The organism is Dyadobacter sp. NIV53, assembly GCF_019711195.1.
Classification (GTDB): Bacteria; Bacteroidota; Bacteroidia; order Cytophagales; family Spirosomataceae; genus Dyadobacter.
The window spans coordinates 2,150,868-2,174,436 of the sequence record NZ_CP081299.1 but is presented as its reverse complement, the minus strand read 5'-3'; the positions used below and the strand labels follow the sequence as shown (position 1 = coordinate 2,174,436).

Sequence of the window (23,569 nt, the reverse complement as noted above, 5' to 3'; positions counted from 1 at the left end):
GCAGATCATCATCGAAAGGGACACCTCAAAACTAGTATTTGACAATAGCGACGAGTACATGCGTAAGCTCACTGAAACACTTTGGATCAACAATTATGAGTATGACAAAAACCTTCAGTTGCAGCCGCCCAAAAAAAATGTATTCGATGGGCAGTTATATGTACTGATGAATGGAGTAAGTTTTTCAAGTGCTGGCGATCTGATCGCTGATATAAAGAAAACAACAAATGCCATTTTTATTGGTGAAGAAAGCGGTGGTACTTATGAAGGGCCAACTGGCGGGGACAACATAGTTGTTCAGCTTCCCAATAGCAAAATTATGGTACGCATCTCTCCAAATATTCATATTGGTTATAAATATGAGAAACATCCCATTGGCCGCGGGGTTTTGCCAACGCATCCAGCTAATTATTCCATAGCGGATGTTTTGGCGGAAAGGGATCTGGAACTGGAAGAAACCAGGATATTAATCAGGGTTAAACGGATCCGGTAAAATAATTACATCTTTCTAAAAGTCAGAAACATAATGCTGTGCGCTGGCATTTCCAGTTTTCCCGGTTTTACTTTTTTGCCTTTAATTACAGGGATTTCATCTTTGGGCGTGAGTGCAAGTTCAGTGCCGTTTAGCTTTACTTTTTTGGTCAGTAATTCATCAGCAGTAAGCAAATATTGTTCTGCACCAGTAGGTATTGTTATTTGTGTGGCGGAATCGTTGGTGTTTAATATCAAAATCGCTTTGCCATCCGTGCTGTTTTTTAAATTATGTGCAAAAATATCTACCCCGGGCGTCAGGCTGCCGCCATCAAAAACCTGCGTTCCCATGAATTTGTTCCACAATAACGCCGACCAGTAATTCGGTCGTGGATTATGTGTGTCGTGGTCTAATAATCCATATTCGCTTCTCGCGAGTGTATTATGCATCACCACCTGAACCCCTTTTTTAGCCAGCCGCCCAAGTTGTTCCAGATACCGGAAACTGTCAATATAAGTGGCTGCCCACGGATTACCACCGCAAGCACTTTCGGCAGTTTCTGTAAGCCAGATCGGCGCACCAGGCACATATTTATCACGGGCATTCTGGTAAAATTCAAGTCCTTTTTCGGTCCTGCTCAGCCACGCAGCCGACAAGGCATCTGCGGGTTTCTGGCCACCCATACAGCGTTGCGAGACATTACCGTAATAATGGTAGGTGAAAACCTCAAACTTAGGATTAGGAGAACCCAATAAAAGCTGATCGATCGAAATATCCAGTCCTGACGGCAGAATTCCGCCTTCTCCGGTTGAGCCAGGCCCGATGATCTTCATTTCAGGTGCAGCGGTTGTCGCGAAGGTTTTGAATGCCGCGAAGTCCTGCGCAAAATTTGCACCGTTGTATCCTTTCGGAGCATCTCCGTGACTGGCATGTGACGGCTCATTGAAAAGTTCGGCTGCAGCAATCTCTCCACCGATGGATTTGGTATAGTCCAAAATGGATTGTACCTGATCTGGTTTCCAGTTGCCGTTTTTGTCCTTCATTCCGTCACTGATCGGAAAAGAAGTTACCAATTTGCCGTTTACAGTTTTGCAAAAATCGATCACACCTTTCCATTGCTGGCGCGTAAGAATATTTTTGAACCCTTCCGGAGCGCTTGCTAAACTGGCTTCGTCATTATTTTGGAAATAAACAGCATTCGCCCATGTACCGCTTACCCGAACGTACGTTGGTCCCAGTGCAGATGCCAGATTCCTTAGCTTTTGTTCGTATAAATTGATGGGTTCAATCTTCCATTTCAAAGCGGCAAACCCTTTTTTATCCGAATGTTTTTTTACCGAATCGATCAAATTATATAGTATCCAGAAATCGCCGCCGATCACCTCGCACATCTCCACATTAAACGACTGAAACCGTTCATCTACCTTACCAATCAAAGGCATTTTCTTAAAGTCGATTTTGTTTTGAAGGGATTTGCCTGCCGGGATATTCTGACCGAATGAAAGATTTGTAATGTCAATAGCAAAAGCCAGAAGCACGTGGAAATGTGTTATTTTCATAGAAATTTGAAGTGATATTTTTCAAGGATTGTGATCGTTTACATCACCACTTTCTTCATCATTTTGCCAATCATATTGGTAGCGAATTTCGGATTGAAACGGTACAGCAGGTCCAGCATAGTTGCATCCTTTCCGACAGTTACCCGAAACTTGTTTCGCTCCATAGCGCTTATAATTAATCCGGCTGCCTTGGATGGAGAAAGTGACATTTTACTTGCTGCGTTCACATTTTTAGGGTCGCTCATGTCTATTTTGGATTTTCCCAAACCCGAGTTTTCGGTAATGTTGGTAGCGACAGCACCCGGATGAACAACCGTCACTTTCACGGATGTATCTTTCAATTCGGCATAAAGTCCTTCGGTAAAAATTTTAACTGCCGCTTTTGCGGCCCCATATATCGTCTGTTTGGGAAAAGGAATAAATCCGCCCATACTCGAAATATTGACGATATGCGCTTCCGGCCTCGTCAGAAAAACAGGTAAGAATGCTTTTGTGAGATATACCGTTCCATAAAAATTCACATTCATGATCCGGTTGATCTCTTCAATGGTGAGGTCATTCACCGGAATAAATTTTTGTATAATTCCTGCATTGTTGATAATACCGTCAACCGATCCAAAATGCGCGATTACTTCCCCCGGCAAACTTTCGGCTTTCTCCCTGTTTGTTATATCAAAAACAAATCCTTTGAAACGATCATCCCTGACACCCGCTATCTTTTGGGTTTCCGAAAGGGCATTTAAATTCAAATCAACGCCCGCCACGTTTGCCCCTTTTCCAAGAAGCTGTATGCATAATTCACGGCCAATACCGTTGCCGGCACCCGTTACGACAATGGTTTTTGCGGCTACTTTCATATTACCGGATGATTGTTTAATTGAGGACAGATGAAACGCTACTTCTGCCTTTTAGCCGTTGCATCAAACATATTCATCAGGTTACCTTTCAGATTATCGTCATCAACTTTGGTAAGATCAATAGTTACGTCGTAGCCTTGTGCATTGAAACCCATCAAAATTCTGCTGCCTTCCTCAGTAATAGCAATCGGGATTTTTTCAGCTGTCGAGTCGGCTGAATTAACCAACTGGCCGGTTAGATTACCACCTCCGTCACGCGTTAAACTGGCAAGCATTTTGGAGTCGCCGTTAGGTGTTCCGATAACCGCTATTTCCCATTTTCCTACAAAGTAATCGGCAGGAGCAGACGTTTGTGCATTGCTGTAAAATGAAACACCAAGCATGAAGATGGCAACAAAAATAAAATGTACTTTTTTCATAATTGAAATTGATAAAAATGGATGTTAATTGAATTGAGTTTGGAGTAAAAAGTTTAGAGTTTAAAGTAAATAGGGCTTACTAATTGGTTGTCAGTTGTTTATAAAGAAAAAATTATCTGTGACGATTATTATAAAACCAGTGTTTGATTAACTATAATTGACTGTTTTTAACCTTAAATAAACAATTGAAAATCAGTTATAAAGTCCTGTAAACTCTCAACTAAAAACTGTGAACTAATTATTGTTCGATCGTATTCAAAATAAATTCAGTACCCAGCACGATCATCAGTGAACCCTGTTCAGGTTTTTCATTTACAAATACGACGTATACATCATGACGTTTATCTGCCAATCCTGCCGGAAGTTTAACCGGGACAATAAGATCTGTTGGGGCAAAACCTTTTTCAGCAGGTTCCAATAGGATGGATTCGCCTATAATTGTTCCGGCCGGACTGTCAAGCCGGAGCTGTACTCTGCCTCCAATCGTTTTAATTGGCATTTTCGGTGCAACTGCTTTTAACCTAAATTCCCTGATTGCGTTGAGGTCTAACTGTTTGAGAACCATAAACGAGCCTGATTTGTCCGGAAGGATCATATTGGCACCATTTGAGCCCACTTTTCTCACACCATCATATACATCAAAACCGTGGACATCAATTTTTGCATTTCGCAGCACGAGCGTTTCTTCTGCTTTTAACGGCGGCAATCCCGGCGCACCCTTGTCTGAAAACGAAGCCCTTAACATGTAAACGCCTGTTCCTTTATCACCCTTTGGAACGCTGGCCGTATAGCTCCCTTTTGCCGGAAGTGAGGAATTGGCAGTAGCACTTTCATTTATATTCAAAATGTATTTTACCATTTCCGCGGCGTCGCTGGCTGAAAGTTGCGGATGCGCAGCCATAGGCGTTTCGCCCCATACGCCCGCTCCGCCGGAAATAATTTTTTTAGTCAGCCGTTCAACCGCAGTCCCATCGCCTTTGTATTTCGCAGCCACTTCCCGGTAAGCCGGGCCAATTGACTTTTTATCCGTACTGTGGCAACCTTTACAATCACTTGCTTCTATCAGTTTTTTACCGATTGTTAATACTGCATCCTGATCAACGGAACGGTGGCCTTGCGAAATGGCGACTTTGTCATAACCTTCTGCCAAATAATCAATACTTACCGCAATTCGGGCAGGATCAATACCTTTTCCCAGTGAGCCGTCTTCCTTGTCTGTCACCTTTACATCATAATAAAACGGTTTATTGGCTGCATAAAACGACTTGTTGCTTTGCGGCATTTCCAGACTTACAGCGGGTGCTTCATTGCCAACGGTGATGTCCATTGACTCCACAGAATTTCCGCCTTTTCCATCACTGACAGTCAGCACAGTTTTGTAAATACCCGGCTTAACCAATGTCAGTGCTGTTTCTGCTGTGTTTACAATTTTGTTAAAACCATTTTTTGAAATTATTTTCCATGAATAACTCAGCGCGTCACCATCAGAATCAACCGTTCCTTTTGCTGACAATTTGAGAGCAAGAGGAGCGGAGCCACCCATTTTATTGGCAGTTATTTCAATCTGCGGCTTTCGGTTTCCGCCATTGTATTCAATCCGGATCAGTCGGGCGTCTTCGTTTTGAGAAAACCAGCCGGACCCGTATTCGAGCATGTATAAATCGCCGTCGGAGCTAAATTCCATGTCCATCGGATTAGAAAATTTGTAAGCAGGCATAAAGCGCTCCATCGACTGGTAATTACCGTTTTTATCCATACTCACGTTCATGATCCAGCCTCGCATCCAGTCGTAAATGAAGAGTTTGCCTTCGTAATAGGTGGGAAAAGCGCGTGGGGAATTTTTAAATTCGTCGGTATAATAAACCGGTCCCGCCATTGCATTCCTGCCACCGCTGCCCAGTAACGGAAATTCCTTCGATTCATCATAAGGATACCAGATGAACGCCTTTTCGGCTGGCGGAAGGTTTTGTAAACCAGTATTATTTACCGATGTATTTACAGGCGCATTCGAATCTGCCAGAATCCCGGATTTACCGGACACAAAATCGTACTTAAAATAAGGTTTGTTATCGCCCACAAAATAAGGCCAGCCAAAGTTTCCGGGCTTACGGGCTTGCCCGATTTCATCCTGCCCGGCAGGCCCGCGGCTCGAATCGGGCTTGGCAGCATCCGGGCCTACCTCACCCCAATATACGAAACCCGTTTTTTGATCAACGGAAATACGAAAAGGATTCCGGTGGCCCATGGAGTAAATTTCCGGCCGGGTACGGCTGCTGTCACCGGCAGCTGTACTTTTTAGAAAAAGATTTCCTTCGGGAATTGTGTACGTGCCATCTGGCTGCGGTTTGATCCTGATAATTTTTCCACGAAGATCATTGGTATTGGATGCCGACTTTTGCGCATCCCACGCGTTGCGGCCCTCACGTTCATCGGACGGGCTGTATCCACCGGAAGCATGCGGATTAGTATTGTCGCCGGTGGAGAGATATAAATTCCCCTGACGATCCCAGGCTATGGAGCCGGCTGTATGCGAATTTTCCTCTCTGGTAGTTGATATTTCAAGCAACACTTTTTGGGAAGCGATCAGCAGTTCGTCGCCTTTTAATTCAAATCGCGCCAATACATTTTGCGACTTGTTTGGATCAGAATAATACATATATATCCAATGATTCTGAGCGAAATTTGGATCTTTGCTCAATCCCAATAAACCGTCTTCTCCCTGAGATTCCTTCCCATCTTTGGAAATATATTTTGTACTGACCGGTAGTTTTGCAATCGTTTTAAGCTCTTTCGTCTTCGTATTGTAAAGCCGTACATCCCCCTTCCGTTGGATGAATAATATCCGCCCGTCGCCCAATACAGTCAACTCCATGGGTTCATCCAGTTTGTCGGCCAGAACCACCTTGGTAAATCGGTTTTCCTCTGGCCGTGATTTGGTATAATCCAATGGTTTTGGTGCATCTCCGCCAGCTGATGACAGCCCCGCAGCATATTTTATTCCAGCCCATAAGTGATTGAGCAGTAATGGATCTGCAAAAGCTTCATCCGTATGTCCTAATGCTGTATAAAATGAACGTCCGCCATCAAATTCCTGGTACCAGCTCATTGGGTGAAAATCGGGATTTTTACCGCCTTTGTAACTCTTTTCGTCAATTTTTAAAACAACATTGATCCTTGGGGAAATCTGTTTGAAACTGTAAAACTCATCGGTTCGCTCGAATTCATCAGGCATTCCCTGCGTTGCCCAATGATCTTTCATGGTGACAATAAATTTACCTTTCTGAATATTATCAGGCGACGGATGATCCAGAAAATAGGCACCAACCAGTTTTCCGTACCACGGCCATCCGTATTCCGCATCGGCAGCTCCATGGGTTCCCACATAACCGCCACCCGCCTGGATGTAGCGTTCAAATGCAGTCTGCTGTTCCGGATTTAACAGGTCACCTGTCGTGTTCAAAAATACAACTGCATTGTATTTTCTAAGATTCGCATCCTTAAACTGCGTAGCATCCTCCGTAAAACTTACCTCAAAACCCTTATCGGCTGCCAGTTTAGTCAGAGCTGCTTTACCAGCAGAAATAGACTCGTGCCTGAATTCGACGGTCTTGCTAAAAACAAGAACCTTAATTTTAGTTGACTGGGCAAAGGTAATTTGTGTAAAAAGTCCTGAACTAAAAATTAGAAAGCTGAATATGAGTTGTTTTGCTGACATGAGACAAGGATATTGACTTCTGATAAGCAAAGTAAAAAAGAATTTTTCTTATTGTCTAATAAAATAGACAATAAATTTTTTACAATTATATATCTTTGCAGTGCAATAGATTTGATAGCTTTAACCTCATTATCTGAAACAGAATAGGCAGGTTTTTCTCTTCTCTATGATCATTCACATGAACGGCAGATCACATTTCATCCGGTAAATTATGACGAACAATTGCAAAAACTGTGATACTCCGCTTGCTGGTAACTTTTGCAGCCATTGCGGGCAAACTGCCAAAACCCATAAGCTGAATATGCACTACATATGGCATGAAATTCAGCATGGATTGATTCATGTGGATCATGGGATTTTTTATACAATCAGGCAATTGCTGACTGTTCCCGGACAGACCGTGAGGGAATTTATTGACGGCAAACGGGTCAGGCATTTTAAACCTGTGACGCTAGTCGTGGTTCTGGCGACGGTTTACGGGTTGCTTTATCATTATTTTATAACCGCGCTGTACGATATAGAACCTATCCATTCCAGCAAAAGTATTCCCGATGCATATCAGACCGTAATCCGGTGGACTACGGATCATGCCGCCTATTCGAGCCTGCTTTTAATCCTGACCAACACAATCGCATCCTGGTTAGTCTTCAAAAAACAGGGATTCAATTTCGCGGAACATTTGGTTTTAAATACCTTTTACAGGTCGCTGAGCCTCATTGTTAACCTTTTCATGCTACCGATTCTCTATTTTTATAACAGAGAAAATGTAAATCCCATGTTTTTTGCACTCACGATCCAGGCCATGGATATCCTTTTGATGTATTGGTGTTATGCCAAATTTTTCCGTAACCTGTCACTGGCTGTATCCTTCGGGCTCACCATTCTTACATTTTTCGTGATGGGAACCATTAACACCGCCGCAGGTTTTCTGATTGGACTGGTTGTTCAGGCATTTTCATAATACTCAAAGTTGAACCATAAATGTCAGAAACGTTCCCGCCAAGCCAGCCTGATTACAAACATAGATCGTTTTGCATTTAATTTGCATCCGGTTACATTCTCAGTATTCGCTAACAATATCCAATGAAATCCCAGTACCCGTTAAGTGAACAAGGTTATATCCAGCAACTTTCTATTGATTGCGTCATTTTTGGCTATCAGGATAAAAAGCTCAAAGTGCTGGTGCCCAAGCTGAATTTCAAAGGAGAATTTTTTGCCTTACCCAGTGGATTTGTTTACCAGGACGAAGATATTGATGATGCAGCCCGAAGAATACTTCGCGACCGTACCGGAATTCAGGATGTATATCTGGAACAGTTTAATGTAACGGGCAAAGCCAACCGGAGCAGCAAAGTTTTTCTGGACAGGCTTATTGAGCAAAACCCGGAATTGATCGCTGCAAATGTTCAGAAATTAAATGAAACAGTTTCAGGAATAGGAGATTATGACTGGTTTACCCGCCGGTTTATTTCCATCGGATATTATGCGCTCGTGGACATAAACCAGGTCACCGCGCAAAAAACAGATCTGGATGAGTCTATCCAGTGGTATGACTTGGACAATTTGCCATCCATGATCATGGACCATAACCAGATCATCGGTGACGCGCTCGAAACATTCAAATTAACTCTCGATCAAAAAGCAAACGCGTTTCACCTTCTGGAAGAAACTTTTACCATGAAAGACGTTCAGGAACTGTATGAAACAATTTTTGAAAAGCAATACGCACGCAACAATTTTCAAAAAAAGATACTCGAAATGAACGCATTGGAACGCATGGAGAAGAAATTTACAGGTGCTGCGAATAAGGCTCCGTATTTGTACCGGTTGCCGAAGCGGGAATAGGGATTTTCATTGTATCCAAAATTTTCCTGTTCCAAAAAAATCGTTTTGATACTTACAAAAATCGGTATTCTGAACGACTTGAACTTCAATAAATTTGCAATAGGGTAGATCCTATTGGGATTCCCTATTGCAAACCATGAGCACTTTAAAAATGATATTTAAATAGACGCTGTTATTTTATACGTTTTACCTTTTTCCGTTTTAAACTTATTGACATAATCAGACCCAGTTTTTTGGGTTGCCGAAACAGCACCTGTCACTTTTACCGGAGTTTTTGTTTTGATGATACACTCCTCGCCATTCAATGATCTGATCACAGAATTCGATAGTTTTCCATCTTTCCAGTCTATATCTACCTCAAATCCGGAACGGGCACGGAGTCCTTTTATGCGGCCATCTTTCCAGGCTGAAGGTAATGCCGGTAAAAGATAGATTTCTTTCAAATGGCTCTGAATCAGCATTTCCGACATGCCTGCCGTTCCCGCAAAATTGCCGTCGATCTGGAATGGCGGGTGTGCATCGAAAAAGTTAGGATAGGTGCCACCGCCCTTAAACTCTTCATTGCCTTCATTGGTGTATTTCATGAGTTGGCGAATGAGCATGTATGCATGGTCGCCATCGAGTAATCTGGCCCAGAAATTAATTTTCCAGCCTTTGCTCCAGCCTGTTCCGGCGTCACCGCGCACTTCCAGTGTCCTTTTTGCAGCCTGAAAAAATTCGGGCGTATCTTCCGAAATCCGGTGACCGGGATGCAATCCGAATAAATGCGAAACGTGGCGGTGAAGTGTATCCGTTTCCTCAAAATCCTTGTACCATTCCTGAATCCGCCCGCGGCTGTCAATTTTCAAAGGGTAAAGTTTAGCCCGTTTTTCGATTAGCAGTTTTTTGAATTCCGGGTCATTGCCAAGTACATCCGCAGCTTCGATCAGGTTTGAAAACAGGTCATAAACAATCGAAATGTCCATCGTGGTGGCAATAGAAACAGCAGCTTCACCACCTTTCGGATCCTTAAATTTGTTTTCCGGCGATGTGGACGGTGCCGTTACCAGATAGCCGTCTTTATCCTCAACCAGCCAGTCGATTGTGAATATTGCAGCCTCTTTCATTACCGGATATCCCTTTTCTTTCAGGAATGTTTTATCGCCCGAAAAACGGTAATGTTCCCACAAATGCTGACTCAGCCAGTTTGCACCCATATACCAGTTCGCCCAAACCGGATCACCATCTCCCACATTTCCTACTGGATTTGACATTCCCCAGATATCTGCATTGTGATGAGCCACCCAGCCTTTTGCTCCATAAAACTCTTTGGCCGTCACTTTTCCGGTTTGCGAAAGATCTTTGATCCAGGAAAGCAATGGCGTGTGCATTTCCGACAGGTTGGCCACTTCCACCGGCCAGTAATTCATCTGCGTATTGATGTTGATCGTATAATTCGAGCTCCAAGGCGGCCTCATTTCTTTATTCCAGATTCCCTGCAGGTTGGCAGGCGGACCGGCAGGAACACCAGGCAAAGCAGCACGGGAAGATGAAATCAGTAAATACCGGCCATATTGGTAATAAAGCGTTTCCAATTTGGGGTCGTAATCTCCTTTTGAATAAGCCATCAAACGCTCATCAGCAGGTAATTTTGTATTCGGATTATTTTTTGTGCTGTCTGTTACGTCGAAAGTTACGCGGTTGAAATAGGTATGAAAATCATCCTGATGGCGTTTCATTAAAACAGGATAACCTTTTGCCAATGCTTTGTCCAGATAACCCCTGGCTAATAATTTTTCATCCTTCCCGTCTTTGTCCGGGCATTTATCAAAACCATTAAAACTCGAGGCTGCCGATAAATAAACGAACACTTCACTCGCATCTTTTACGTGAATGCCGGATGTATCAGTCGAAATAATTCCGTCCTTGCTTACAGCTTTCATTCTGAACTGGAAGCGTGTGCCGTTACAGCCAGTCGCATCTTCATAAACGATAGGCTCTTTTCCTGGCGGATTGTAATAATTCGGATTTACATGTGCAGGAGCTTTTCCATTAACCAGGAGTTCTTTTGATGCCGTAACTTCCAGATTATATTGCAGCTGGCTGTTTGCCGAAACGGTAAAGTTGAGTTGTTTAGGCTTTGAAGCTGAAATCCTGATCACCAGAATATTATCAGGTGCGGAGGTGAAAATTTCTCTTTTATAAACGACGCCGCCAACTGTGAAACTTGTTGTTGCAGTTGCGTTTGCTATATCCAGATCGCGGTAATAACTGGTAGGTTTTTCGCCTTTTAAATCCTGGACGATTTTCAAATCACCCATAGGCATGTAGGATTCCGTATAAAGCCCCTGCATTTTTTTTAGCAATTCATTCGCTTTCTGATAATCGCCTTCTTTCAAAAGTGCCTCTCTGACCTGCGGAAGATACGACGCTGATGCAGGATTGACATTGGTCTTTACCGGGCCGCCCGACCAGAGCGAACTTTCATTGAGCTGCAACAGCTCCCGTTCAACTCCTCCGAAAACCATGGCGCCGATATGCCCGTTACCAACCGGCAGGGCTTCCACCCATTGTGTAGCGGGTTGTTTGTACCAGAGCTTCAATTCGGCCGGTTTTTGTGCGAACGAGCTGAAATACAGGAAAGTAAATAGTGATAAGGCAATTAACCTTTTAGATATATCCATACAAATGGCTCAATGATGATGGTTAAAATTTTCCTAAGTAGAAACAGATGGTCAGTTCACTGATACCATTGCTTTGATGACACCGGTAACCGGATTGAGCCAGCTTTCAAAATCAGTTTTGACCTGCCCGAAATCAACACGGTGTGTAATGTAATTATTGGGAGTTATAAGTCCCTTTTTAATGCAGCTTATAACATATTCAAAATCGGATCTTGTTGCATTGCGGCTACTCATTAGTGTCGCTTCCCGCTTATGAAATTCAGGGTGACTGAAACTAATTGCGCCTCCCTGCAGGCCGACCAATACATATTTCCCTCCATGGGAAAGGTATTCAAATCCTATATTAATAGCATTCAGATTTCCGGTAGCATCCAACACAATGGTTGGCATATCTCCATCTGTTATTCGTGCAAGTTCCTCTTTGACATTCTGCGTTGAACCATTGATACAATGCATCACCTGGATTTTATTTTCGCAGAATTTCAGCCGGCTTTCGTTGATATCCAGTGCGATCACTTTTGCTCCTGCAATCCGCGCAAATTCCATGGTTCCTAATCCGATTGGCCCGGCTCCAATTACGAGAACAGTGTCCTTTGCTGAAACTTCTGCACGCCGGATTGCATGTGCGCCAATCGCAAGTGGTTCAACCAAAGCCAGTTCTTCAAAAGAAAGGCCTTCTGCATGAACAAGCTTGTCAGATGGGATTGAGATATATTCAGACATGCCACCATCTATATGGACGCCAAAAACCTGAATTTTGGTACAGCAATTGGTTTTTCCGTTGCGGCATGCAATACAAATCCCGCAGTTAAAGTATGGGAGAAAGGTAACGGCTTCCCCAACAAAAAAATCCGGTGCACCATCCGCCGCTACAATTTCACCAGCCAGTTCATGACCAAGGATTCTTGGATAATTAAAAAAAGGCTGTTTTCCTTCAAATGCATGCAGATCCGTTCCGCAAATGCCAATGTTTTTGATTTTTAAAATCGAGTGGTTTTTTGTCAGGGCAGGAATTTCAGAATCCTGATAGTTGAAATTTCCGGGTGCTTCACAAACTAATGTTTTCATTGTTCCAGAGTAACGTCGAAAAGTAAATTGAGGGATGAAAATCAATTTTTACATTGATTTTGATTAATTCTCCAAAGCACGGTCCAGGTGTACATAACCTCCATCCACATATATAAGCTGGCCGGTGGTGTGGCTGGATCTTTCTGACAAAAGGAAAACCGTCATATTGGCTATTTCTTCGGCTGTTGTCATACGGTTTTCAAGTGGAATATTCGCAGTGATGGAAGCCAGTTTTTCTTTTGGGTTCGGAAGCGTTTCAATCCAGCGTTCATACAATGGCGTCCAGCATTCTGCTACCACAACTGCGTTAACACGGATGCCATACGGTAATAATTCAACGGCCCATTCACGTGTCAGCGCATTTCTGCCTCCGTTTGATGCCGCATAAGCCGATGTGCCGCCCTGACCGGTGTCAGCTGTTTTAGACGTAATATTTACAATGGATCCTTTTGATACTTTCAAAGCGGGAAGTGTATGATGCGCCATTAAATAATAATGCACCAGATTTTTATGCAGTGAGGCCATAAAGCCTTCATAATTCCCGGATGCAAGCCCGACACCATCATTCACGCCGGCATTATTTACCAACCCATCAATACGTCCGTATTCTGCCAGAACGACGTTTATCGTTTTTTCGCATTCTTCCGGTTTTGTAAGTTCCGCTACAACCTGAAATGCCTTTAATCCCTGGCTGATCAGTTCGTCGGCCAATTTTTGATTGTCATCCGCATTCCGTCCGACAATTACCGGAATAGCGCCTTCTTTTGCCAAAACCCTTGTTATCCCTTCACCGATCCCTTTGGCTCCGCCAGTAACGATGATGACTTTATTGTCGAAATTTAAATTCATAATAACTTCTTCTGAATCAATAATTTAATTATTAAAGAGACTTGCCAGGTCTTTAAGAACTGGCAAGTCTCTTTTTGTACAAATGATTTAGTAACCCGGATTTTGAGTCAACACCGGAGCGTTACGGTCAATCTCGGTTTGCGGAATGGGCCACAGGTCATATTTCGCTTCATATTTAGCCTTGATCGTAGGAGCTAACGGATTCTGAACAAAGCCATTTAGTTTTTGCTCAGCAATTCCCCATCTTCTCAAATCAAAATAGCGCTGTCCTTCCATGGCGAATTCCACACGTCTTTCGTGACGGATCAAATCTCTTAACTGGCTTTGTGAAGCACCTGACGCCAAAGCTGGCATACCCGCTCTTTGTCTTACCAGATTGATTGAAGCCAAGGCAGCAGCAGGTCCGTTCGCCTCGTTTTCTGCTTCTGCATGCATCAACAGAATGTCTGCATATCGAAGTAATACGAAATCGTTGTCATCAATCGCGCCGTAATCAGGGTTTACCTGAGCAGGATCAAGCCATTTTTTTACAGGATAAAATCCAACTGTCCAGCTGTCTTTCCCCGGGGTTCCCACAGCCAGGTCTCCCGTAAAAGGCCAGCCCTGCGCTTTCGTATCTCCCGCAAAAAAGAAGGTCTGGCGCATTCTCGGATCCCTTTTCTCAAACGGTTTGGCCGGATCATAAACTGTTGATGTAGCAATCGGTTTACCGTCAATTGCCTCATATTCATTGATCAGGTCCTGTGTTCCCTGTTCACCTTTCCAGCGCTGTAACGAAACAGCAATAGCTACGTCCTGGTGAAGTAAATTAGGCTGCAGGTATTTAACCGAGAACATAATTTCCGTACTGCTGTTCTGGTCAGGCTTGTAGAAGTTGCCCCCATAATTTGCCCACAGGGAGTACTTGTTTCCGGCAATAATTGTTTTGGCCAGAGCAGCTGCCTCGGCATATTTCTTTTCATGCAGCAACACCTGTACAAGATATCCCTTGCGCAGTTGTTTTCATAGCATGTCCATCCTTGTAAGCGTTATCGGGCAGGCCTGCAATGGCTTTGGCAAGATCTTCCTCGATCAGTTTGAGCACATCAGCTTTCTCAGATTTTGCTCTTGTCGACTTGAAGTCAACGCTGAACGGATCTTCCGTCACGATCACCACATTACCGTAAAGCTGCGCCAGCCAGAAGTAATTAAATGCTCTTAAAAAGTAGGCTTCACTTTGATATCTCGCAAGTTTTTCACCTGTAAGCACCTTATCCACATTGGCAAGAAATGAGTTGATCGCTGCAATAGCTTTGTAATTATTTGCATAATAATTCAGAACGAAATCGCCGGACTGCGGGGTAATTCCCGAAGAAAGCGCAGTGGTTCCACCACCATAATTGTATTGCCCGTAAGAATCGTCACTGAAATTGTCCCACGCAAAAACCTGGTATTGGGAAGTAGCGTATCCACCGCCGGAAGCGTATAAAAAGTTGTACAAACCGGTCAGGGCAAGGTCAGCGTCTGCCTCGGTCTTCCAGAATATGGACGTTGATAATTTATCCGGTGGGGTTACATCAAGCACGTCTGTACAGGATGTAAGCGAAAGTGTCGTCACCAGAAAAGTTAAAACCAGAAATTTTATATGATTTTTCATCTCTTAAATTTTTAGACAGGGATTAAAATTGAGCGTTGATACCAAATGTGAAAGTCCTGTTCTGAGGATAAGCCAGGTATGTGCCGCTATTTACACGCTCCGGATCAAGGCCTGGGAACTTGCTTGCAGTCAGTACATTATCTGCCGATGCATACACACGAACAGATTTGATCTTCACTTTGTCAATAACACTTCTCGGAATACTGTAACCGATCTGGATATTTTTCAGACGCACGAAAGAAGCGCTTTTCAGGAAGTACGTTGAGTTGTAATTCTGAACCGGCGCATATCCGTCTGCTACATAAATTTTAGGCATGGTGTTGGTTGGGTTCGAAGGCGTCCAGCGGTTTCTCCAGTCGGTAGTTGGTACAGAACCTTGTCTGAAAGGTTCAATTCCCCATCCGTTTACGTATATTTTCTGTCCGACTGATCCGAAAGCCTGAGCCGAAAAGTCAAATCCTTTCCAGTTGGCCGACACGTTGAAGCCCATCTGCATGGCAGGATATTTACCTTTTTGAAAGGTCCTGTCCTGGTCATTGATAATGCCGTCACCGTTCACGTCCTTAATTTTCAGATCGCCCGGAGTAGGTGTAACGGGCTGTTTTGGTGAAGCATCAATTTCTGACTGGCTCTGGAAAATCCCGTCCCAGATGTATACATAGAATTCATCCAGCGGATGGCCTTCCTGGCGAATGGTATTACTGCTGATCTCCGTTTTTCCGAATTTTTCCAGAATGTTCTTGTAAGCCTGTACGTTTCCTCCGATTGTATACGTAAAATCATTTCCTGCACGTCCGTTGTATTGCAAGGCAAGTTCAATTCCCTTGTTACGCACGGCTCCGTTGTTGATAACCGGCGCATCCAATCCAAGCCAGAGCGGAACCTGTGATTTTCTCAGGATGTCAAATGTATATTTGTTGAATACATCCGCTGAAAATGTGATCTTGTTACTGAACGCCGTCAGGTCAAGACCGGCATTGACAGACCTTGTGGTTTCCCAGGTGAGGTTAGGATCGACCAGTGCCGATGCAGCAAAACCCGTTGCAATAGACCCGAAAGCATAATTCCTGTTGGTAAGTGTAGACTGGTACGGATAATTTCCGATATTCTGGTTACCCAGCTGTCCCCATGAAGCCCTTAGTTTCAAGTCGTTGATCCATTTGACGTCCGACAGGAAAGCTTCTTTTGAAATACGCCATCCCCCTGAAAACGAATAGAATAAACCCCAGCGCGTGTCATTCGGAAGACGTGAAGTTCCGTCGTACCGGAGGCTTCCCCCAAGCAGGTATTTATCTTTCAGACTGTAATTGGCTGTTCCGTAAAACGACTGGATCGCCCATTTTCCGGATGTACCACTGTTGGTCTGGCCATCTACCGGACCAGCATTCAGTTCGGTTAAACTATTGGTTGGAAACTGCCTTCTGGATGCGGTAAGCGTATCCATCAGACTTTGTTCCTGCTGATAACCTGCTACTGCGGAGATCGTATGGTCGCCAAATGTTTTGGTATAATTCAGCTGGCTGTAAAAAACCGTGTAAACTTTGTCGTATCGCTGAACCGCTAAACCTGGTGTTCCTACATCCAGAGAGCCTGCACTGCTCAGATCGTTGTAGTAATACAAAGGCACTATAGGCCGGAACGTGCTCAATTTCATGTTCTGGAAATTAAATCCTGCCCTGTTTTCCAGTTTAAGTCCGTCGATGATGTCAATATCAAGCGACATGTTTCCCTGGCCGTAATAGTCCTTATTTGTGATCGTGGAATTTTCGTAGACGGTGGCAATGGTATTTTTATTTCCCAGTTCGTTAGGATAAGCTCTTTTTATCCATTTTCCATCTGCCGTCCGTGGTGGATAAAGAGGGGATTGTGCCATTGTTGAAAGGAACATATCCGTACTTCCATTACTTGGCCCTTTCTGATCACCGACACGGAATTGCAGGTCGGTTCCAATCGTAACCCTCTTATGCACTTTGGCCGAAAGGCCAAGGTTCATCGTGTATTTTTTGTACTCAAACCCGATCATGACCCCAGGCTGGTCGGTAATACCGAGGCCTACATTAAACGTGGTTCCTTCTTTACTTCCACCTGACATGCTCAGATAATGGTTTTTTACGTAAGCAGGCTGAAAAAGGTCATCCAGCCAGTTGTGATTTGGATATTTCACGCGGTCCGTAGCATTTTTATACAAATCGATCTGGTCCTGCGTATACAATGGCGCCAGGTTCGAATTGGTCCTTGCTTCGTTGGAAAGCTCCATATACTCTGCTGAATTCGTGATGGTTTTAGGTACTGCAGTCGGGTTCGAGATACCCAGATTGAAGTTATAACTGAACCCAAATCCGCCACCGCTTCCCTTTTTTGTTTTAACCAGAATTACTCCATTGGCACCTCTCGCACCATAAATCGCCGCCGACGCTGCATCTTTCAAAACCGTAACAGATTCAATGTTATTCGGGTTGATAATGCTCAGATTTCCGGGAAGCCCGTCCACGATAACCAGAGGGTCATTTCCCGCCCCACTGAAAGTACCCGTACCTCTTATACGCAGCTGTGTACCTTCGTTGCCTGGTTCGCCCGAATTCTGGATTACCTGCAAACCGGGAAGCTGGCCCTGCAAAAGCGTAACGGGATCCGTAGCAATCCTTTTATTGATGGTTTCACCGGAAATGGTCGTCACCGCGCTGATAATATTACGCTTGCTTTGGGAATTGTAACCAACCACAATGACCTCGTCCAGTGCCTTCTGGTCTGTCTTCATGATGATGTTAATCGCGGTCTGATTGCCCACCGCAACTTCCTGTGAAGCAAATCCAACGAATGAAAAGGTTAGCGTAGCCGGCCCGTCCGGAACTGTAATGCTGTATTTTCCTTCAATATCCGAAGTTGTACCACGCTGGGTACCTTTAAGTACGATACTTACACTTGGCAATGCTTCACCTTTTTCATCAGTGATCCGGCCGGTAACCGGGCGGTCTACGGCAGTACCGGCTACACTTGCCAGAGATTGGCTGATCCATAAACATGCAAAAAACAACTGCATGAATGAACATCTCACAAGTGATTTGAGAGTAAACTTTATTCTTGTCATAGTAAAATTGGTTTTACATTTTAAAAATTAAATGGGACTGGAAGTAAATCATAATGGTGAATTTGCTGTCAATTGAGTTTAAGTGAAAAATAATATTAAATAGTGTTATTGTTCAATTTTAAAAATCCCGCAATCTGGCTAATATGGTTAAATAATTAACCGTTTTTAACGTAATGATCAACTTAGAACCAGACGAACCTTAACTTCAATAAAATTTAATAATACAAAGGAATTATATTTTTAATTAAAGACTGTTTCAAAAATTAACCGATATATAAGAGATATTAACATATTTATTCTCAATCGTTCTAATTTTGTTGTATATATTTCAGACATGAAACCACAGTTGCTTAAAGTGCCGAATGTACAGGCGTATTCGTTTAGTATACGGCAGGATAAAATGACCAACATCAATAATCGCTGGCATTATCATCCGGAGATCGAGCTTGTTCATTTTCACCAGGGAACGGGGACGCAGTTTGTCGGAGATCACATCAAAAGGTTTTTTACAGATGATATTGTTTTAGTTGGAAGCAATCTGCCCCATTACTGGAGGTTTGATACTCCTTCTGATTGTTATGAAATACTAACCGGACTGGTATCAACAGTAGTGCACTTCACACCGGATTTTTGGGGGCAGAAATTTTTGGATCTGAATGAAAACAAACCGATTAAAGCTGTATTGGAAAAGGCTGGGAGAGGACTTCTTCTGATGGGTAATTTAAAAGATGAGATCGCCGGGGAAATTGAAAAGCTTAATCATGCGGAAGGGCCGGAACGGATCATGGCACTCATGAGGATTTTGAACGCAATCTCCCGTTCAGAGGAATTTACCATGCTGTCTTCTGTTGGTTATCAGAATATTCTCCTGGATTCCGAGAATGACCGGATCAACGATATTTATGAATTTACATTCAACAATTTCAATAAAAAGATATATCTGGATCAGGTAGCGGGTATTTCCGGACTGGTTCCTAATTCCTTTTGCCGTTATTTCAAATCCAGGACGGGCAAAACTTATTTGCAATTCCTAACAGAAATCCGGGTCGGACATGCCTGCAAACTACTCATGGACGATAACATCAATCTCAAGGAAGTATGTTATGAAAGCGGGTTCCTGAATTTCAGCTGCTTTCACCGGAGGTTCAGGGAAATAACAGGACAAAGCCCGCAAAATTACCGGGTCACGGTAGCGAACTGATTTGAAGCCTGTTTTTGTTTGCCGTTGCCGGTGTTGTGATCAGAACCCGGTGAGAGAAAAGAAGGTTGTTGGTGACGACAGCAGTTGTGGTATTAGAATGAAGCCGCAAAGGTATTTTTTGTGCGTTGTGGGAATGAGAAGGGGGTGTTATGGAATTGTGAAGATGTTGGGGGGCTTCGGAGAATTCGAAAAATCGGGTTAGGGAAAATCTTTTAATATAAACGTATCACTTTCGGTATGTCGAGAAAAAAGGTAGAATGAAAAGAATATCTTTGCAACAGACTTTAAGCAATAAGCGTCCAAAAGATGATATATTTACACCAAACGCCTATTAATGTGAAAAGAAACGCAATTAACAGGTTAAAAGCGGTCCTGGCCGAACAAGGGAAGACCAATAAATGGCTAGCCGAGAAGTTGTGCAAAAATGAAACAACAATCTCCCGTTGGTGTACCAATGAAATACAACCTTCTATGGAAAATCTTATAACAATCGCCTCCCTTCTAGAAGTTGATGTGAGAGAGTTAATCAACTCAACCAAAACAACAAAATAATGATCGAATTAGAAATAAAGGCAAACAAAATAAAAGCACCCCTAAAAGGTAAAGATGCCTGGTTAGTATTGAAACCTGAAGAGCAGGTCCGCCAGGAGTACATATGCCGTTTGGTAAATAATTACGGTTATGATCTGGCGCAAATGGCTCAGGAAATTCAAGTAAGTAATTCTCAAAGAGGCCAGGGAAGAGCTATGGCTGATATTGTCGTTTGGAAAAACGTAGAAGATAAGAGAGAAAATAGCAGTCCAATAATCGTTGTAGAATGTAAAGCTGAACACATCACAGTAAGAGAAGAGGATTACTTTCAGGGGTACAACTATGCATCCTGGGCTGGTGCAGACTTTTTTGTTACAACTAATCTCAAAGAGACCAGGATTTTCAAAGTTGTAAAAGGAAAAATTCCGAAAAAACTGGAGGAGGTGGTAAATATTCCGGAAGCAAAAATTGCCAATGATGAAAAGAAAATAAATGAATTACTGAAACTTACCAAAGCATTCACAAGGGATGAGTTCTCTAAACTTCTCTTCAAATGCCACAATATCATTAGAAACAACGACAAACTGTCGCCAGAAGCCGCTTTTGATGAAATAAGCAAAATTCTATTTATTAAAATCCGGTATGAACGTACAAATACCGATGGTCAGATTTTTTCAAAAGAAGAATTCAAGAAGGCTAAAGATTACGACGACCGATTTAGAGCGGCATCAGATATGCCGTTTTATCAAAAATTGTTTGAGCAGACTAAAAGAGATTTTAAAGACGACGATCTTTTTGAACAGAGCGAAATTATTAGGATAAGAGAAAACAGTTTTGAAGCCATTGTTGAGGAATTACAAATTTATAACCTCTCAACAACTTCCGATGACGTGAAAGGAATTGCCTTCGAACAATTTCTCGGAAAAACATTTAGAGGAGAACTTGGTCAATTTTTCACCCCACGTACTATCGTTGATTTTATTGTTGAAGTTTTAGATCCACAAGAAAGTGAAATTATTTGCGACCCCTGTTGCGGAAGTGGAGGGTTTCTAATCAAGGCCTTCGAATACGTCAGGTCAAAAATTGAAAACGAGATTCATCACGCAAAGGAAAAAATTAAAGCGGATTACTATGACGAAGCTTATGAGAAATTAAGCAATAAACGGAAAGAAGCTGTTGACGAAGCCGTCACGGATCTTTTTGCGAAGTTAAATACAGAACTGGACATTAATAATCTTAAAAGTAGAATCCGGGAATTAAGTTATGACTGTATTTTTGGAACCGACGCCAATCCACGCATGAGTCGTACGGCCAAAATGAACATGATTATGCATGGCGACGGCCACGGCGGTGTGCATCACAACGATGGACTGTTAAATGTAAATGGAATCTTTGAAAATCGTTTTGATATCATTTTAACCAATCCTCCTTTTGGAAGCAGGGTAGAAAAATCCTTAAAGATTACCGAGGCTGACAAATATACAGATGTAGAAAGAATAGAAAAGTATCGGCTGAGGTACGGTCAGGAGTATGACAATGCTTTGAAACAAGTTAATGACAACATTGGAACGTCATTGCTGGATCTGTTTGAGACAGGCAGTTTGAGTTCGCTTACGGAAGTATTATTTATTGAAAGATGCCTTAACCTGTTGAAGCCAGGAGGTAGAATGGGTATTGTGTTACCGGAGGGGGTGCTGAACAACACCAACCTGCAAAAGATTAGAGACTTTGTCGAAAGCAGGGCTAAAATACTGTTAATCACTTCTATACCACAGGACGTCTTTATTGCGAGCGGTGCAACTGTTAAGCCTAGTTTATTATTTTTTAAAAAATTCACTGAGCAGGAAGCTGAGCAGTGGAAGGATATAAATACTAAAGCGGAGTTGGAGGCATCCCAAAAGTATGAACCGGAAATAAACCAAATTCTTGATCAATTAGGATTGAAGGGCAAATCGGCACCAAGCATCGAAGAAAAAAGAAACTAAAAATTGAACTGAAACAAATCAGAGATATCGCTTCCTCTGAAATAAAGGCCCAGGTTAAGAAAGAATTCAACTACGAAATCACCATAGCGGAAGTAAAGAAGGCCGGTATAAGCAGCACTGGCTCACAAATAGAAAATGAGCTGGAACCATTGGCGAAAGAATTTAAAGTGTACCGAGAAAAAAATAGGTTGTGGACGACAATGACCAAAGAAATTAACTATCAAATTTCCGAGGTGGAAATTGGCAGAGTAAGAGTAGTTAACGGTTTTGCTTCAGAACCAGAGGCATTTTATAATAAAACGTATAAATAATGCCGGCAACAGTAAACAAATACCTAAATCTGATAGAACTATCTCAACTGGATAACTGGAGCGTGCAAACTTTGCTTGACTCCACCGTAAATTACTCCAATAACTTTGAGCTCGCCAGAATTGGTGAATTTCTCATTAAAAATAGAACAACCATTGACATTGAAGATGACAAAGAATACAGAAGGGTAACCGTAAAAATCAATAACAACGGTGTATTGTTGAGAGACATTGAAAAGGGTATCAACATTGGCACAAAAAAGCAGTATCTGGCAAAAGCTGGACAATTTATTGTCTCGAGAATTGATGCTAGGAATGGCGCATTTGGAATCATACCGGAAGAACTCGATGGGGCTATTGTCACAAACGACTTCCCATTATTCGATGTCAATCAAGATACAATCAATCCTCAATTTCTACTGCTGATCACCTCCACCAAAGAGTTTGTAAAATTTGCGCAAAGTTGTAGCAGCGGTACTACCAATCGGCAACGAATGGATATTGATATGTTTTTGAATCAAAAAGTGCCGCTGCCTTCAATATTTATGCAACATGAAATTGTTGAAAATTACAATAAAAAATCTGCCATTATTAAAATTACTGAACGAGAGTGTGTTGACTTAGACAAAGAAATAAAAAAATTATTTTTTAAAGAATTAGGTATTAAAGAAACAGATCAAATTAAATTAAAAAAGGGAATAAGCTTTATAAATTATGAAGATTTATCAAAATGGTCACTTAGTCATTTAAATAAAGATGTTTACGATTTTGATAAATATACTTATAAGACTGAGAAGATAAAAAACATGCTCCTCTTTTTTGAAGGAGGTAAAACACCTTCGAAATCGCGTGGTGATTTTTGGAATGGAGAGATATTCTGGACCTCACCAAAGGACTTTAATGGATCAACGATAATTGAGGAGGCAGAAGATACAATAACTCAAACGGCAATTAATGAAACAGGAATAAAAGTATTTCCTAGGGGAATATTTTTATCAGTCTTCCGAAGTGGCATTCTTCGACATTCATTCCCCACAGCCATAACTAATATTGAGACTGCAATAAACCAAGATGTTAAGGCATACGCTTTAAGGGGCGATCTAATAGAAAAGTATTACTACCTATACTTTGTTAACACGTTTAAGAAGTATATACTTTCGCAGGCATCTAAGAAAAGTGTAACGGTGGAAAGTGTTAACACCGAAGATTTTTTTGAAATTCGGATACCATTACCACCAATGGAAAAGCAACTAGAAATTTCAAATAAAATTGGAGAAATTAAAAATGAAATTAACAAACTAAGATCTTCTATGCTAGTGTACAAAACCAGCGCAATTCGCGAATTTGCAGACACAATATTTAAATAAATAGAC

The 23,569-nt window shown here is 42.3% G+C and carries 17 protein-coding genes; 7 read left to right on the top strand and 10 right to left on the bottom strand.

Annotated features, from left to right (window positions below):
- Positions 1-58: 58 nt before the first annotated feature.
- Positions 59-493 (top strand): S41 family peptidase, encoded by a 435-nt coding sequence (locus tag KZC02_RS08790; protein ID WP_221393762.1) that lies wholly within the window; start codon positions 59-61, stop codon positions 491-493.
- Positions 494-498: 5 nt separating this feature from the next.
- Here KZC02_RS08790 and KZC02_RS08785 read toward each other — a convergent pair whose 3' ends face one another.
- The 4 genes from KZC02_RS08785 to KZC02_RS08770 all read right to left on the bottom strand — a co-directional run bounded on the left by KZC02_RS08785 (position 499) and on the right by KZC02_RS08770 (position 7,022).
- Positions 499-2,031: a hypothetical protein gene (locus tag KZC02_RS08785; protein WP_221393761.1), complete on the bottom strand. Its 1,533-nt coding sequence runs from the start codon at positions 2,029-2,031 to the stop codon at positions 499-501.
- Positions 2,032-2,069: 38 nt separating this feature from the next.
- Positions 2,070-2,888, bottom strand: a complete 819-nt coding sequence (locus KZC02_RS08780; RefSeq protein ID WP_221393760.1) for an SDR family oxidoreductase — start codon at positions 2,886-2,888, stop codon at positions 2,070-2,072.
- A gap of 38 nt (positions 2,889-2,926) precedes the next feature.
- Positions 2,927-3,307, bottom strand: coding sequence for a hypothetical protein (locus KZC02_RS08775; RefSeq protein WP_221393759.1), 381 nt, complete (start codon positions 3,305-3,307; stop codon positions 2,927-2,929).
- A 238-nt stretch (positions 3,308-3,545) separates the two neighbouring features.
- On the bottom strand, positions 3,546-7,022 hold the full coding sequence (locus KZC02_RS08770; protein WP_221393758.1) for a ThuA domain-containing protein: 3,477 nt from the start codon (positions 7,020-7,022) through the stop codon (positions 3,546-3,548).
- Between the two features lie 301 nt (positions 7,023-7,323).
- Between KZC02_RS08770 and KZC02_RS08765 the strand changes: the two genes are divergently transcribed.
- Entirely contained in the window at positions 7,324-7,983 is a 660-nt protein-coding gene (locus KZC02_RS08765) for a DUF3667 domain-containing protein (RefSeq protein ID WP_221393757.1), read from the top strand.
- Positions 7,984-8,105: 122 nt separating this feature from the next.
- Complete coding sequence (locus tag KZC02_RS08760; RefSeq protein WP_221393756.1) at positions 8,106-8,867, top strand: NrtR DNA-binding winged helix domain-containing protein; 762 nt, start codon at positions 8,106-8,108, stop codon at positions 8,865-8,867.
- Between the two features lie 158 nt (positions 8,868-9,025).
- Here KZC02_RS08760 and KZC02_RS08755 read toward each other — a convergent pair whose 3' ends face one another.
- From KZC02_RS08755 to KZC02_RS08730, 6 genes are all read right to left on the bottom strand, one after another.
- Positions 9,026-11,530 carry a glycosyl hydrolase family 95 catalytic domain-containing protein gene (locus tag KZC02_RS08755; protein WP_221393755.1) on the bottom strand — a complete coding sequence of 835 codons (2,505 nt, stop codon included), beginning with the start codon at positions 11,528-11,530 and terminating at the stop codon, positions 9,026-9,028.
- A 51-nt stretch (positions 11,531-11,581) separates the two neighbouring features.
- Positions 11,582-12,598 (bottom strand): zinc-binding alcohol dehydrogenase family protein, encoded by a 1,017-nt coding sequence (locus KZC02_RS08750; protein ID WP_221393754.1) that lies wholly within the window; start codon positions 12,596-12,598, stop codon positions 11,582-11,584.
- A gap of 63 nt (positions 12,599-12,661) precedes the next feature.
- Positions 12,662-13,447: an SDR family oxidoreductase gene (locus KZC02_RS08745; protein ID WP_221393753.1), complete on the bottom strand. Its 786-nt coding sequence runs from the start codon at positions 13,445-13,447 to the stop codon at positions 12,662-12,664.
- An 87-nt stretch (positions 13,448-13,534) separates the two neighbouring features.
- Positions 13,535-14,416, bottom strand: coding sequence for a RagB/SusD family nutrient uptake outer membrane protein (locus tag KZC02_RS08740; RefSeq protein WP_221393752.1), 882 nt, complete (start codon positions 14,414-14,416; stop codon positions 13,535-13,537).
- Positions 14,406-15,083: a RagB/SusD family nutrient uptake outer membrane protein gene (locus KZC02_RS08735; RefSeq protein WP_221393751.1), complete on the bottom strand. Its 678-nt coding sequence runs from the start codon at positions 15,081-15,083 to the stop codon at positions 14,406-14,408. The genes KZC02_RS08740 and KZC02_RS08735 overlap by 11 nt, the downstream gene beginning before the upstream one ends.
- Positions 15,084-15,105: 22 nt before the next feature.
- Positions 15,106-18,171 carry a TonB-dependent receptor gene (locus KZC02_RS08730; protein WP_221393750.1) on the bottom strand — a complete coding sequence of 1,022 codons (3,066 nt, stop codon included), beginning with the start codon at positions 18,169-18,171 and terminating at the stop codon, positions 15,106-15,108.
- Between the two features lie 334 nt (positions 18,172-18,505).
- Here KZC02_RS08730 and KZC02_RS08725 point away from each other — a divergent pair, with 334 nt between their 5' ends.
- From KZC02_RS08725 to KZC02_RS08710, 4 genes are all read left to right on the top strand, one after another.
- Positions 18,506-19,372 carry an AraC family transcriptional regulator gene (locus tag KZC02_RS08725; protein ID WP_221393749.1) on the top strand — a complete coding sequence of 289 codons (867 nt, stop codon included), beginning with the start codon at positions 18,506-18,508 and terminating at the stop codon, positions 19,370-19,372.
- Between the two features lie 336 nt (positions 19,373-19,708).
- Positions 19,709-19,924 (top strand): helix-turn-helix transcriptional regulator, encoded by a 216-nt coding sequence (locus tag KZC02_RS08720; RefSeq protein ID WP_229254094.1) that lies wholly within the window; start codon positions 19,709-19,711, stop codon positions 19,922-19,924.
- Complete coding sequence (locus tag KZC02_RS08715; protein ID WP_221393747.1) at positions 19,924-21,888, top strand: N-6 DNA methylase; 1,965 nt, start codon at positions 19,924-19,926, stop codon at positions 21,886-21,888. Before KZC02_RS08720 ends, KZC02_RS08715 begins: the two co-directional genes overlap by 1 nt.
- 310 nt (positions 21,889-22,198) lie before the next feature.
- Positions 22,199-23,563, top strand: a complete 1,365-nt coding sequence (locus KZC02_RS08710) for a restriction endonuclease subunit S (protein WP_221393746.1) — start codon at positions 22,199-22,201, stop codon at positions 23,561-23,563.
- Positions 23,564-23,569 lie beyond the last annotated feature (6 nt).

Coding starts and splice junctions, on each gene's coding strand:
- KZC02_RS08755 (WP_221393755.1), bottom strand. CDS start 11,530: ATGGATATATCTAAAAGGTTAATTGCCTTATCACTATTTACTTTCCTG.
- KZC02_RS08715 (WP_221393747.1), top strand. CDS start 19,924: ATGATCGAATTAGAAATAAAGGCAAACAAAATAAAAGCACCCCTAAAA.
- KZC02_RS08725 (WP_221393749.1), top strand. CDS start 18,506: ATGAAACCACAGTTGCTTAAAGTGCCGAATGTACAGGCGTATTCGTTT.
- KZC02_RS08730 (WP_221393750.1), bottom strand. CDS start 18,171: ATGACAAGAATAAAGTTTACTCTCAAATCACTTGTGAGATGTTCATTC.
- KZC02_RS08770 (WP_221393758.1), bottom strand. CDS start 7,022: ATGTCAGCAAAACAACTCATATTCAGCTTTCTAATTTTTAGTTCAGGA.
- KZC02_RS08710 (WP_221393746.1), top strand. CDS start 22,199: ATGCCGGCAACAGTAAACAAATACCTAAATCTGATAGAACTATCTCAA.
- KZC02_RS08780 (WP_221393760.1), bottom strand. CDS start 2,888: ATGAAAGTAGCCGCAAAAACCATTGTCGTAACGGGTGCCGGCAACGGT.
- KZC02_RS08750 (WP_221393754.1), bottom strand. CDS start 12,598: ATGAAAACATTAGTTTGTGAAGCACCCGGAAATTTCAACTATCAGGAT.
- KZC02_RS08735 (WP_221393751.1), bottom strand. CDS start 15,083: ATGAAAAATCATATAAAATTTCTGGTTTTAACTTTTCTGGTGACGACA.
- KZC02_RS08745 (WP_221393753.1), bottom strand. CDS start 13,447: ATGAATTTAAATTTCGACAATAAAGTCATCATCGTTACTGGCGGAGCC.
- KZC02_RS08785 (WP_221393761.1), bottom strand. CDS start 2,031: ATGAAAATAACACATTTCCACGTGCTTCTGGCTTTTGCTATTGACATT.
- KZC02_RS08765 (WP_221393757.1), top strand. CDS start 7,324: ATGCACTACATATGGCATGAAATTCAGCATGGATTGATTCATGTGGAT.
- KZC02_RS08790 (WP_221393762.1), top strand. CDS start 59: ATGCGTAAGCTCACTGAAACACTTTGGATCAACAATTATGAGTATGAC.
- KZC02_RS08775 (WP_221393759.1), bottom strand. CDS start 3,307: ATGAAAAAAGTACATTTTATTTTTGTTGCCATCTTCATGCTTGGTGTT.
- KZC02_RS08760 (WP_221393756.1), top strand. CDS start 8,106: ATGAAATCCCAGTACCCGTTAAGTGAACAAGGTTATATCCAGCAACTT.